Origin of the sequence: Nocardia panacis (genome assembly GCF_003598715.1) — a bacterium.
In the GTDB taxonomy this organism is placed as follows: domain Bacteria; phylum Actinomycetota; class Actinomycetes; order Mycobacteriales; family Mycobacteriaceae; genus Nocardia; species Nocardia panacis.
Genome location: NZ_QZFU01000023.1, coordinates 1 through 12,140, shown reverse-complemented (window position 1 = coordinate 12,140; position 12,140 = coordinate 1). Strand labels below are relative to the sequence as shown.

Sequence of the window (12,140 nt, the reverse complement as noted above, 5' to 3'; positions counted from 1 at the left end):
ATGTAGCTATGCCCGCTGACGAGGAGGACACAACCGTGCCCGCGCTGGGTGCGGGCGCACGACAGGCCATCCTGGTGACGGGTGTCTGCTCCATCGCCCTCGGGGTGATCTTCGCGGCGTGGCCGAATAAGTCCGTCGCCATCGCCGAACTGCTCACCGGCCTGTATCTGCTGCTCAGCGGCACCGTGCAGATGATCGTCGGCGCGGTGGCGCGCATCGCCTGGCCGCTGCGGATCGAGGTGTTCGCCAGCGGCGTGCTGTCGGCGGCCATGTCGGTGCTGTGCCTGCGCGAGGTGAATTCGGTGCTGCTGCTGGATATCTGGTTGGGGTTGGGCTGGCTCACCCGTGGTATCGGTCATGCCACCGTGGCCGCCTGGTCGGAGAATATTCCGCGGGCGGGCAAACACGAGCTGTTCGGATTGTTCACCATGGCCCTGGGTATCGCGGTGATCCTGCTCGAGGTCGATTCATTGACGCAATTGGGGCTGGTGGCGGGGGTATGCATGATCGTGCTCGGCGCGCTCGAGGTGTTGGCGATGACCGCCGCCCGCGACGGGGTCGGCATGCCGGGCGCCATGCTGCCGTGGCGGCGTCCCGCGCAATGAAAGAGCCCGTCGCGACCGTTTTTCGGCGAGTAGCCCGATCTGCCCGAATCGAGTAGTGCGGCACTCGCGGCACCCGCCCGTTTCGGGCGCATCCTGGTGTGACAGGCAGCTACGGAGGAAAGGAGTCTCCGATGAACGGCCTGCATATCCGACACCGGGGTTGCGTTCGGGGGGCAGGGGAACGACGCGAGAGATTCGGCGAGCGTGCCATGACGGTCTTCGGTTCCGGCACGGTCTGCTATCTGGCGCATCGGCCCGCGTTCCGCGCCCCGCACGATTTCCAGATCCTGCTCGAGGTCGCCCTCGACGAGCGCGGAACCCGCGCCTTGGCCGATGATCGTGCCTTCGGTCGCGACGCGCACACCTTCCTGCCGGAATTGTTCACGCTGTCCGAACTCGATCCGCGCGCGGCGCGGCCGCGCACTCGATTCCGGGGCACGCTGATGCGCGGCGGGCTGCCGATCGCCTGCGAGGTCGAGGCGCGAGTGCGGACGGTCGTGTATTTCGCCGCGCTGGACGCGCCGCCGGATCCGGTCGCGACCCACCTGTGCTTCGGACAGGCGGGCAGGCTGTATCTGGCGCATCGGATCGCGCGCAGGCCCAGTTTCGATCAGATCGTCACGGCCCGGCCGGTGCCGGGCACCGCCACCGATCTCACGGGTGAGCCGCTGACCGATCCGCCCGCGCTCGAGTTCGCGCGGGCGGAGTCGATCATTGTCGGGCAGCGCTCCTTCGCCGGGAATCGGTTGCGGGCCGGGGAGATCGCGGTGGCGGCCTTCCCGTCGGACGGATTCCTGGTCGAGTTGGCGGTGGATCGGCAGATCCGACTGGCGGCCATCGATTCGATCTGAGAGCCAGGGATCCACGGCCACGGTCCGCGCGCCGCCTGCCGTATCCGGCCCGGCGGGCGTCGAATGGAAGGGGCGCTCGCGCAACGGGTTTGACGGCCTACGGCGTGTAGCGCGCGGCCCGCCGGACCATCGCCGCCACTACCAGGTGATGGAAGGGGCGGATCAGGTTGAAGTACAGCGGACCGGTCCAATGGCGGTATGCCACGATGGTCGCGACCTGGAAGCGGTGGCGGGCGGTGCGGCCCGGTTCGACGGTCACGGCCAGGCAGCCGCTGAGGTGGGTGTCGGCGGCCTCCATCAGGAGGAAGCGGTCGGGTTCACCGTCGACGACGGTGAAAATCCAGATCTTCGTGCCGGGGGTGTAGGAGATCTCGTCGGGGCGCACCTTCGATTCGAACGGAATGTTCTGATGCTGCAGGCGCAGCGCGCGGGCCAGGACACCTCTGGCCCGGAAGAGCAGGCGCAGCAGGGGACCTTGGTCGCCGCCGACCATCCCCGCGAGGAATTCGTCGAGCGTCAGGTCGGCCTCGGCGGTCTTGATATCGACGTGGTCGGCGCCGGTGAGCAGGTCCCGCAACTCCGGCACATTCAACGTTTCGGTCATCGGATACTCCCGGTGGTAGCGAGCCCGAGGGTCAGCTCGCACATGCGGCGCAGCTCGGGAATGTCGACGGGTGGGACGATCTGGCGCGATCCGACGATCACCACGTAGAGCATTCGGGCGATCTCCTCGGATTCCGCCGCGCTGCCGGTCATTTCGCGGCAGAGGGCGCCGACGTAGTCGATTCTGGTGCGGTCCACCCGTTCCTGAACGGCGCGTGCCTGCGGATCCTGCAGTGCCCAGGCGCGCACGGCGACCTCCACATCGGGGGAGTTGCCGTCGGTGAGGATCACCTCGAGCGTGCGCCGCAGTTTGGCCGCCGCGGGCAGGTCGGGTTCTGCGGCGACCAGGTCGATATATCGGGTCGTCCGCTCCGCCTCGAAGTGTGCCAGCAGCGCCGTCTTGAACTCGCCGATCCCCTGAAAGTGGTGATAGAACGACCCTTTGCTCAGCCCGAGCCTTCCGGTCAACTGGTCGATCGTCAGTCCCGGTGCGCCCAGGTCGCACAGGATCTCCAGCCCCGCGTCCAGCCAATCGCGTCTACTCGCCACGATTCCTCCATGCCATACTGTTTGGTATGGAGCCACCATACCAAACAGTATGGCATGGAGATCGGTGATCCGCCTCACGGATACCTCTGGTCGAAGACCTGGCGCCGGACATCCGCTCGCGGAACTCCGGGCGAGGAGCGCGCTCGCGCGTCAGGGCCGCGAATTGTCGCCCGCGCCGGACGGATCTGTCCGGCGGTTCTGCGAGCCGAGCACACGAAAGAGCGTGCGCCGCTTTCGACCGGCCGCGAGGGCGGTGCGCAGACCACCGGGGGTTGGGTCGGCTCCCAGGAACTTTCGTTCGGAGCGGGTTTCGGGGGCGTCGTCGGAGGTGCGCTGGAGGAGGTGGTCGGGGAGGGCGAGTTTGCAGATGGTGCGGTAGGTGAGGGCGAACTGGGTGAGCAGCGGGGCGGTGGTGTAGGGGAGGTCGTATTTGTCGCAGAGGGCGCGGACGCGGGTGGCGATCTCGGGGAGGCGGTTGCTGGGGAGATCCGGGAACAGGTGGTGTTCGATCTGGTAGCAGAGGTTGCCGCTCATCAGTGCCATCGTCGGACCTGCGGTGAAATTCGCGGAGCCGAGCAGCTGCCGCAGATACCATTCGGCGCGGGTCTCCGCCCGCAGGTGTTCGGTGGTGAACTTCTCCGCGCCGTCGGGGAAGTGACCACACATGATCACCAGGTAGGACCACAGGTTGCGCAGCAGCAGGGCGGAGGCGTTGGCCGCCAGCGTCTTTCGGAATCGCCGGCCGCTCAGCGCCGGGTAGAGCAGGAGGTCCTTGCCGATCTGGCGGGTGAATTTGCCGACCAATTCCCCGGTCGGTTTCGAGCGCAATTGGGTGCGGGGGATGCCCAGGTGGCGGCGTTCGGCGGACCAGTCGTGCACGGCGATGGCCCATTCGAAACTCGCGGCCAGGATCAGGCCCACCACGGGTTGCGCCAAATGTATCGGCCGCCACGGTTCGTCGCGGGTGGTGCGCAGGATGACGAAGCCGAGGTCGTCGTCCATGCCGTACACATTGGTGTAGGTGTGGTGGACGTAGTTGTGGGCGTGCTTCCAGTGCGCGGAGGGGCCTGCGAAATCCCATTCCCAAGTGGTGGAGTGGATTTCGGGGTCGTTCATCCAATCCCATTGGCCGTGGGTGATGTTGTGGCCCAGTTCCATCATCTCGAGGATCTTGGCCGTCGCGAGCAGGAGGGTGCCGGCCAGGCGTGGTGCTCGGCGGCGCGCTACCCCGAGGACGAGTCGTGCGGCGATCTCGACTCCGCGCTGGGTCCGGATGACGCGGCGGATGTAGTCGGCGTCGCGCGCGCCGAGCGACCGTTCGATATCGGTGCGGATCTGGTCGAGTTCGCGGCCGAATGCCTCGATCTCGAATTCGTTGAGGTGGGAGAAGGCGCGAATATCCGTGATGGCCACCGAATTCACCCGTCCCGTCGGCCGGTCATCAGCGTGCGCGGAGTTCGACTTTCTCCGGTGTGGTGGGCGCGCTCGAGGATCATGCGGCCGAAGGCCAAAGCGTCGCGCCGGCGGGCGAGTCGACCGCTGTACAGTGACCGCCCAGCGCTGCCCGCGTGAATGCGCAACGCCTCCTTGATGATTCGCCGCCATCGACCCGGAAATGCGTGCAGCGCCTGCCTGGTGGCGTCCTGTTTGGAGATGACCTCACCGGTGCTGATGATCCGATGGTGTCGTGCCATGCCGGTGACCAGCCAGCCGATCCCCATATCGGTCAGCAGACACAGTCCGGGGCGGCCGAGCGGATGGGCGAGCGCGGCGTCGAGTCCGCGCGCCCAGAACTCGTCGAGATTGCGCGCGCACCAGCGCACGAGCGCGTCGGAGTCGGTCCAGATATCGATCCGGCCGGGTTCGGGTCCGCGTCGGGCGATGCCGTGGCGGGCGACGGTGTGCCAGAGCATCGGAGTGACCGAGGACGGGCGCTCGTATTCGAGGCGGCCGCCGTAGCAGACCGGGCGCTCGGCAGCGGCCGTCGGACCGGCGGCGAGGTCGGACCAGGTGAGGTAGACCCCGTCGAGGCAGGGTCGGCGGAAGCGGCGTTGTAGTCGTTCGTGCACGTCCGCGAGTGCGGTCAGTTCGGCACCGTCGAGGGGTCGCGCGGTCACCGCGAGGAAGTCGATATCGCTCGCGCGCGGTCGGAAGTCGTCGAAGGCCACCGATCCACCCAGGTAGAGACCTTCGACCAGTCCGGGCGCCTGCGCATCGACCGACTCCAGATACGCGTCCAGGACCATGTCAACGAAAACGTGCATATGCCGGTATCCTGGTCCATCCCCATCCGTGGCGGCAGCGGCGGAAAACCTTGGAGCGCACAGTTATCCGGTGGATAGCGAGGTTTCGCGCCGGGAAATTCGGTTCGCGAGGTAGATTCGGCGCATCGACAGCTCGGTAGTCTCCCGGCGGGCCGTTCTCGGGACGGCGGCGGCGTTGACGGCCACGGCCGCCCTCGGATCCGGTGCGCGCGCAACGGATTCCGAGCGTGCCGTGGCGATCTTCGGTGGTGGCATGGCCGGATTGGCGGCCGCGCACGAGTTGATCGAGCGCGGCTTCCGGGTCACGGTCTACGAACCGGAGTTCCTCGGCGGGAAGGCGCGCAGCATCCCGGTGCCGGGGACGGGTGCGGGCGGTCGGCGAGACCTGCCGGGAGAGCACGGGTTTCGCTTCTTCCCCGGCACGTACCAGCATGTGCCCGAGACGATGAGTCGCATACCGACCGCACGCGGGGGAAATGTGCTCGACGACCACCTGGTGGTGGTGCGCGACCTGGTGCTCGCCTTCGACGATCCCGGCTACGCGCCGGTGATCGTGCCCGGCGCGCTGTCGAGTTTCGCCGTCGCCGACGATCCGCTGGTCACCGTGCGGAACTTTCAGAACGCGGTCGCCACCGGGCTGAAACTCGGCGTCGATATCCCGGCCGAGGAGATGACGTTCTTCCTGAGCAGGCTCGCGGTCATGGCGACCAGTTGTCAGGAGCGGCGGATCGGGCAGTGGGAGAATCAGTCCTGGCTGGAATTCATTCGCGCCGAAGGGAAGTCGCCCGCCTATCGGCGATATCTCGCGCAGGCGCTGGTGCGGGTGACCGTGGCGGCCAAGAGCGAACTGGCCTCGGCGCGTACGATCGGGCAGACCGCGGTGGCCCTGCTGACCGCGCAGACCGGCGCGATCCCGCAGTATCGCTCGAACCTGATCACCGGGGGAGTGGATCGGGTGCTGAATCGGCCCACCAATGAGGCGTGGATCGATCCGTGGGTGGCCTACCTGTCGGCGCGCGGCGTCGAGTTCGTCCTGGGGCGGGGTTTGGGCGGATTCGAAATCCGTTCCGGGAGAATAGAGTCCGCGCGGCTCACCGGTGGGGACGCGGCAGTGGCCGACTGGTACGTGGCGGCACTGCCGGTGGATCGGCTGATGCCCTTGCTGGACGCGCCGCTGTTGCGCGCCGCGCCCACGCTCGAAGGACTGCGGCATCTGCGCGAGGACTGGATGGTCGGCATCCAGTACTACCTGGCCCGCCCATCGGAGTTGCCCGCAGCGCACATCGCCGTCGCGGGTTCGCCGTGGGCCGTCACCGGAATCTTCCAATCCAGGTCGTGGGAGGCCGATATCGCCGCCGAATACGGCGACGGCCGTGTGCGCGAATGTCTTTCGGTGGACATCTCCGAATGGGACGCGCCCGGCGCGCTTTTCGGCAAAACGGCCAAACAGTGCACGCGCGAGGAGATCGCCCGCGAGGTGTGGGCGCAGTTGCGCGACGGGTTGAATCGTTCCGGCGCGCCGATCATCCGGGACGAGGATCTGCTCGGCTGGCATCTCGATCCCGGCATTACCTGGGGCGCGGCGGGAATCGCCAATGCCACACCGCTTCTGGTGAATGTCGCGGGCACCTACCGGCATCGTCCGGACGCCGCGACCGAGATCCCCAACCTGTTCCTGTGCGGGGATCATCTGCGCACCAATATCGATCTCGCGACCATGGAGGGCGCGAACGAGGCGGGCCGCCGCGCCGCCAACGCCATCCTGGACGCCGCGGGCGATTCCGGTTCGCGCGCGGCGATATTCCCGCTGTGGGAGTTGCCCGCCTTCGACGCGCTCAAGGATCTGGACCGCGAGCGCTATCGAGCCGGGCAGCCGCACCTCATGGAGTCGTGAGCGCTGCGAGCAGTGTCGTGGCGAAGTCCGCGGGCGCGTCGCGCATTCCGCTGTGCCCGCCCGGAAATTCGGTGACCGGCAGACCGAGGTCGGCGGCCAGGGTCAGCGCCGGTCGCGCGGGCAGGTGCGGGCGCGAGTCGCGCCCGATGGCGAGCACGAGACGGTCGGCGGCCGAGGACAGGGCCGCGCGGTCGGGTCGGTAGCCGGTGATCCGGCGCAGTTCGTGCTCGTACATCAGCGGCGCGTTGACGAGGAAGCGGCCGAGCATCTCGCGGCCGCGGGGCGGCAGCGTCGCCGGATCGGGCGGTGCGGTCATGGTGCCGCCGATGGCTTCGAGGAAGCGCGCTCCCGCCGCGGCCACTCCTTCGGTGCGGAACAGTTGGTACACCTCCTCGATCATGGCGCGCTGCCGCGCGGCGTCGGGCAGTGCGGCGAACATGGGCGGTTCGAAGGCGACCAGGCGGCGGAGGCGGTCCGGATGGCGGGTGAGCAGTTCCAGGCCGACGACCGCGCCGCCGCTGATGCCCACGACCGAGGCGGATTCGCCTGCGGGAGTGTAGTTCTCGAGCAGGCGCAGGGCGTCGTCGGCGAGGACGTCGATCCGCTGATCGGTCGGGGGACCGTCGAGGGTGCTGCGCGAGTAGCCGCGCGCCTCGGTGGCGATGACGGTGTAGTGCTCGGCCAGTCGATCGGCGATCGGGTCGAATCCGGCCGCGTCGCCGCCGCTGCCGGGGAGGAGCAGCAGGATCGGGCCGCTGCCGCGCACCTCGTGATAGAGGGTCGCGCCGGGAACGCGCAGGTGCGCGGGGGTTGGCGTGCTCATGGTGATGACTCCGGGTAGGGGACAGGCGATTCCACGCCTGATTAAGCAAGATAGTTTCTATCCTAATAATCATAGGTTCACAAGTGCGCGGCACACACCGATGAATTCCGGACGCCCGTCCGGTCATCACAACGCATCGTCAAATCCACTCCACGAGGAGATCCGATGACCGAAACCTCCGCCGCTCCCATCGAGAGCGACGTTCTCGAGGTGCCAGGGGCTCGCCTGTACTACGAACTGCGCGGATCCGGCCCGTTGATCGCGCTGGTGGGCGCGCCGATGACGGCCGAACCGTTCGCCGCCCTGGCGGACCTGCTGGCGGTCGACCACACCGTGCTCACCCTCGATCCGCGCGGGCACGGGCGCAGCGTCGTCGCCGATCCCACGCAGGACTCCACCCCGCAGCGCCGCGCCGACGACCTGGCCCGCCTCATCACCCACCTGCGTCTCGGCCCGGCCGTCGTCCTCGGCTCCAGCGGCGGCGCCGTCACCGCGCTCGCGCTGGTCGAGGCCGACGCGAACCTCGCCACCACCGTGATCGCGCACGAGCCGCCGCTGCTGCAACTGCTCGACGACCGGACCGAGCAGTTGGCGACGACCAAGGAGATCATCGCCACCTACGACGCCGAAGGTCCGTTGGCGGGCGGCCGAAAGTTCATGGCGCTGACCGGAATGGCCATTCCGGAGGAGATGATGCGGCAGATGTACGCACCGGACCGCACCCCGGCCGAACTGGCGAGCGAGAAGTACTTCTACCACCACGAAATGCCGTGCACCGTGGACTGGCGACCCGATTTCGACCGACTGCGGACCGCGCCGACCCGCCTGCTCGTGGGTATCGGCGACGCATCGACAGGGCAACTGTGCGACCGCACCTCGCGCGCGCTCACCGGGGGCCTCGGCCTGACCCCGACTCGCTTTCCGGGCGGGCACGGCGGATTCGCCGAGGATCCGATCGCCTTCCACCGCAGGTTGCGCGAGGTGCTCACGTCGCCGCGGTGACGCGCTTGCCGCGCAACCCGATCCGGACGCACCAACAAGCAGCCAGCCAAGGGTGGGGGCAATTTTGCGTCGCCGCCCACGCGGCTGCCACACTCCTCGGGTTATTGGTCGACCCGGCCGCGGCCGGGAAAGTCGCTGCGAGAGGAGTTCTCATGTTGAACAGGACCATCGTCGGTCTGCTCGTCGCGGGGCCGGTGTTGTTGGCCTGCGCGGGCGTCGCCGCCGCACAGGATCGCGAATTGGCGCCGGATTGCGTTCAATACAGCTCGGATCAGGGAAAGATCACCGCCGTCGACAAGTGCGATCCGCGCAATCCGAACCGCTACTTCAAGTCCGATATCGACCGCTGCAAGTTCATCGGTCGCAGTGAGACCTGGGCGACGGTGGACAACAACCTCTACGTCTGCTCGCAGGAGGAGGCGGCCGCGCCGCCGCCCAGCGGGTCGGCCCAGTAGTCCCTGGCTCGGTCGCGTCCATCGGGACGCGACCGAGTGGTTCTATGACCAAGCTTCCCAAGAATCCGTGCGGATCGAATTACTCTGATGGGCAGGGTGATACGAGGGAGGCGAGGTGGACGCCGAAGTGCGGGAGAGGTTTCCGCTGCTGCGGCTGCCGCGGTTCGCGCGATTCTGGTTCGCCGATAGTGTCTCGATGTTCGGCACCTACATCACGGCGCAGGCGCTACAGGTGTTGGCGGTGCTTGTACTGGGCGCCTCGGCGTTCGAGTTGGGGATGCTGCGGGCGGCGCAGTGGTTGCCGTACTTGCTGTTCGGATTGTTCGCGGGAGTGCTGGTCGATCGGTATCGGCGCAAACCGGTGCTGCTGGTGGCGGCGGATATCTCGCGGGCCGGGCTGCTCGCGTTGATTCCGTTGGCGGCGTACGCGCATGCGCTGAGGATGTGGTTGCTCATCGCGGTCGTCTTCGTCTTCGGGGCCGCCTCGGTGCTGTATGACGCGGCGCACCAATCGTTTCTGCCTAGTCTGGTGCCACCGGAGTTGTTGACGCGGGCGAATGCCCGACTCGAACAGTCCTCGTCGGTGGCGCAGGTCGCCGGACAGGCGATGGCCGGACTGCTGATCAAAGTGGCGGGTTCGGCGGCCGCCGTGCTGGCGGATGCGGTGAGCTACCTGATCTCCGGTTTGGTGCTTGCGCGGATGCGGGTGGACGAGCGTGCGGGCGATAACGAGCATTGTCGATTCGGGGGATGGTCGCACGTCGGTGGGATAGCCGGTCGAAATGATTGGGCCGGCCCGACAATGCAAAGGAATGCCATGACCATCACCCGAACCGAGGACGCGGCGGCCATCGAGCAGATCTTGGCCGACCAGTACAAAGCATGGGCAGCCGGTGACGCGGATGCTTTTGTCGCGGACTACGCCGAAGAAGCCACCGTGATCATGCCGGGGACCTATCGGCGGAACAGGGAAGAGATCCGGCTGGGCATGACGGAGAGTTTCGCCACCTACCTCGAAAACTCGTCGGTGACCGACGAGATCCAGGACATCCGGCTCCTCGGTGCGGATTGCGCGATCGCCATCAGCAAGGCAGGCATCTTGTTCGCCGGCGAAACCGAGGTGCCTGCCGGTCGATTCGTCCATGCGACCTGGGTTTTGGTGAAGCGTGACGACAGGTGGTTGGTCGCCGCCTACCACAACAGCCCCGTCGCGGCGAGGTAGCGAACCCGGCGCCGCTACCTCGCCGCCCTGCGAGGTGCGGTGTCGTCGGGGACGATGAACCGCGTGCGAATCGAATATTCCGACCGCGGTCGATTCGCGCCGGTCCGGCGCGTCGGATTGATCGGGAGGTCCGATGGGCCGATCCGTAGAAAGGGAACGGGATCATGACGCAGTACCTGCTGCTGTTCTACCAGGACGAACAACAGGCCGGTGAACCACCAGCCGCCGAGGTGAGTCGGGCACATCGAGCCTTCATCGCCGCCAATGGTTCGGCGTTGCAGGGGGGTAACGCGCTCGAACCCACCACCACGGCGACCAGCGTCCGCCCTGACGGCGCGGGCGGATTCATGGTCACCGACGGACCGTTCGCCGAGACCAAGGAGCAACTCGGCGGCTACTACCTGATCGAGGCGGCGGACCTGGACGCGGCGCTCGCGCTGGCCAAGCAGGTGCCCATGGCCGCCGGGGGCGTGGAGGTCCGCCCGATCCGGGCGGTTTCCGGTGCTGTCGGCTGATATCTCCGCCGCGGTGTCCGAGGCGCATCGGCGCGAGTGGGCCTTTGTGCTCGCCGCGACGGTGCGCGTCACCCGCGACATCGACGTGGCCGAAGAGTGCGTGCAGGATGCCTACGCCAGGGCGCTGACGGTTTGGGCGCGCGAGGGGGTTCCCGCGCGGCCGGGTGGTTGGCTCACCACCGTGGCGCGCAACCGCGCGCTGGATCTCTTGCGGCGCGACGCCACGCGACGCAGGGCGTTGCCGTTGCTGATTGTCGAGGACCGCGCCGACGATATCGCCGAGCGAGCCGTGGCCGCGGGCGATCCGCGCATCGCCGATGACCGGTTGCGGCTGATCTGCACCTGCTGTCATCCGGCGCTCGCGCCGCAGGCACAGGTCGCGCTCACTTTGCGCCTGGTGTGCGGGTTGTCCACCGCCGAGGTCGCCCGCGCGTTCCTGGTTTCCGAAGCCACCATGGCGGCGCGAATCACTCGGGCCAAGAAGAAGATCGCTACCGCCCGCATCTCCTACCGGGTGCCCGCGCCCGCCGAGCTGCCCGAACGGATCAGCGCGGTGCTGGCCGTCGTGCATCTGCTGTTCACCACCGGGCATACCGCGCCCTGCGGCGCGGAGCTGGCACGCCGCGAACTCACCGACCGCGCCATCGATCTGGCCCGTATGCTTCGCGGGCTGGTCCCCGACTTCGCCGAGGTCTCCGGCCTGCTCGCGTTGCTGCTGCTCACCGAGTCTCGCCGGGACGCCAGACTCGACGCCGACGGCGCGATGGTCGCGCTGGCGGACCAGGACCGTGCCAACTGGGACCGCGAACTGATCGTCGAGGGCCTGGCGCTCGTACGGGACTCGCTGCGCGACCCCGGAAAGTACGCGCTGCAGGCCGCGATCGCCGCCGTGCATGCCGAGGCCGCCGACCACGATGTCACCGACTGGCGCCAGATCGTCGGCCTCTACGACGAATTGGCCAAGGTCTGGCCCTCTCCCGTGGTCTCGCTCAACCGCGCCGTCGCCCTCGGCTATGCCGAAGGCCCCGCACCCGCCCTGGCCGCTCTCGACAGTCTCACCGAGCACCCACAGCTCCTGGCATACGAGTATCTGCCTGCCGCCCGCGCCCACTTCCTCGCCCAACTCGGCCACGCGGATCAGGCTCGAGCCGCCTATGACGAAGCGATTCTGCTTGCGGGCAACGACATTGAGCGCGCATTCCTCGCCCGCAAACGCGACGACCTATAGAGCCAATGCCGCGCAGTTAGCGCGGATGAGCGCAGTGCAAGTGGATCTTGCTGTGGTGGTTGGTATGTCGTGACGCGGAACAGCGGAACTCCTGGTAGAGAGGTTAACGACCAAGAAAACCGTGCCACC

At 67.6% G+C, this 12,140-nt stretch carries 13 protein-coding genes; 8 read left to right on the top strand and 5 right to left on the bottom strand.

What is annotated here, in order from left to right; genetic code table 11:
- The first annotated feature begins 8 nt into the window (after positions 1–8).
- The gene (locus D5S18_RS18920) at positions 9–605 is read left to right on the top strand and encodes a DUF308 domain-containing protein (RefSeq protein WP_120042399.1); all 597 of its coding nucleotides are present in this window, start codon (positions 9–11) and stop codon (positions 603–605) included.
- Positions 606–814: 209 nt separating this feature from the next.
- Complete coding sequence (locus D5S18_RS18915; protein ID WP_120042398.1) at positions 815–1,456, top strand: hypothetical protein; 642 nt, start codon at positions 815–817, stop codon at positions 1,454–1,456.
- A 97-nt stretch (positions 1,457–1,553) separates the two neighbouring features.
- Here D5S18_RS18915 and D5S18_RS18910 read toward each other — a convergent pair whose 3' ends face one another.
- The 4 genes from D5S18_RS18910 to D5S18_RS18895 all read right to left on the bottom strand — a co-directional run bounded on the left by D5S18_RS18910 (position 1,554) and on the right by D5S18_RS18895 (position 4,872).
- Positions 1,554–2,060, bottom strand: coding sequence for a DUF2867 domain-containing protein (locus D5S18_RS18910; RefSeq protein WP_120042397.1), 507 nt, complete (start codon positions 2,058–2,060; stop codon positions 1,554–1,556).
- Positions 2,057–2,608, bottom strand: a complete 552-nt coding sequence (locus tag D5S18_RS18905; RefSeq protein WP_203236806.1) for a TetR/AcrR family transcriptional regulator — start codon at positions 2,606–2,608, stop codon at positions 2,057–2,059. Before D5S18_RS18905 ends, D5S18_RS18910 begins: the two co-directional genes overlap by 4 nt.
- 150 nt (positions 2,609–2,758) lie before the next feature.
- Positions 2,759–4,021: a fatty acid desaturase family protein gene (locus tag D5S18_RS18900; RefSeq protein WP_120042848.1), complete on the bottom strand. Its 1,263-nt coding sequence runs from the start codon at positions 4,019–4,021 to the stop codon at positions 2,759–2,761.
- Between the two features lie 5 nt (positions 4,022–4,026).
- Complete coding sequence (locus D5S18_RS18895; protein ID WP_120042395.1) at positions 4,027–4,872, bottom strand: aminoglycoside adenylyltransferase domain-containing protein; 846 nt, start codon at positions 4,870–4,872, stop codon at positions 4,027–4,029.
- Positions 4,873–5,047: 175 nt separating this feature from the next.
- Between D5S18_RS18895 and D5S18_RS18885 the strand changes: the two genes are divergently transcribed.
- Positions 5,048–6,766 (top strand): hydroxysqualene dehydroxylase, encoded by a 1,719-nt coding sequence (locus D5S18_RS18885; RefSeq protein ID WP_239003869.1) that lies wholly within the window; start codon positions 5,048–5,050, stop codon positions 6,764–6,766.
- Here D5S18_RS18885 and D5S18_RS18880 read toward each other — a convergent pair.
- The gene (locus D5S18_RS18880) at positions 6,753–7,589 is read right to left on the bottom strand and encodes an alpha/beta fold hydrolase (protein ID WP_120042392.1); all 837 of its coding nucleotides are present in this window, start codon (positions 7,587–7,589) and stop codon (positions 6,753–6,755) included. The two genes, D5S18_RS18885 and D5S18_RS18880, sit on opposite strands and share 14 nt — an antisense overlap.
- A 165-nt stretch (positions 7,590–7,754) precedes the next feature.
- On the opposite strand from D5S18_RS18880, the gene D5S18_RS18875 reads away from it, so the two are divergent.
- The 5 genes from D5S18_RS18875 (at position 7,755) to D5S18_RS18855 (ending at position 12,011) form a co-directional block, all read left to right on the top strand.
- Complete coding sequence (locus D5S18_RS18875; protein ID WP_120042391.1) at positions 7,755–8,591, top strand: alpha/beta fold hydrolase; 837 nt, start codon at positions 7,755–7,757, stop codon at positions 8,589–8,591.
- 152 nt (positions 8,592–8,743) lie between these two features.
- On the top strand, positions 8,744–9,046 hold the full coding sequence (locus D5S18_RS18870; protein ID WP_120042390.1) for a hypothetical protein: 303 nt from the start codon (positions 8,744–8,746) through the stop codon (positions 9,044–9,046).
- Positions 9,047–9,161: 115 nt separating this feature from the next.
- Positions 9,162–10,268: an SgcJ/EcaC family oxidoreductase gene (locus tag D5S18_RS18865; RefSeq protein WP_120042389.1), complete on the top strand. Its 1,107-nt coding sequence runs from the start codon at positions 9,162–9,164 to the stop codon at positions 10,266–10,268.
- Between the two features lie 164 nt (positions 10,269–10,432).
- Positions 10,433–10,783 (top strand): YciI family protein, encoded by a 351-nt coding sequence (locus D5S18_RS18860; protein ID WP_120042388.1) that lies wholly within the window; start codon positions 10,433–10,435, stop codon positions 10,781–10,783.
- Positions 10,770–12,011, top strand: a complete 1,242-nt coding sequence (locus D5S18_RS18855; RefSeq protein ID WP_120042387.1) for an RNA polymerase sigma factor — start codon at positions 10,770–10,772, stop codon at positions 12,009–12,011. Before D5S18_RS18860 ends, D5S18_RS18855 begins: the two co-directional genes overlap by 14 nt.
- Positions 12,012–12,140 lie beyond the last annotated feature (129 nt).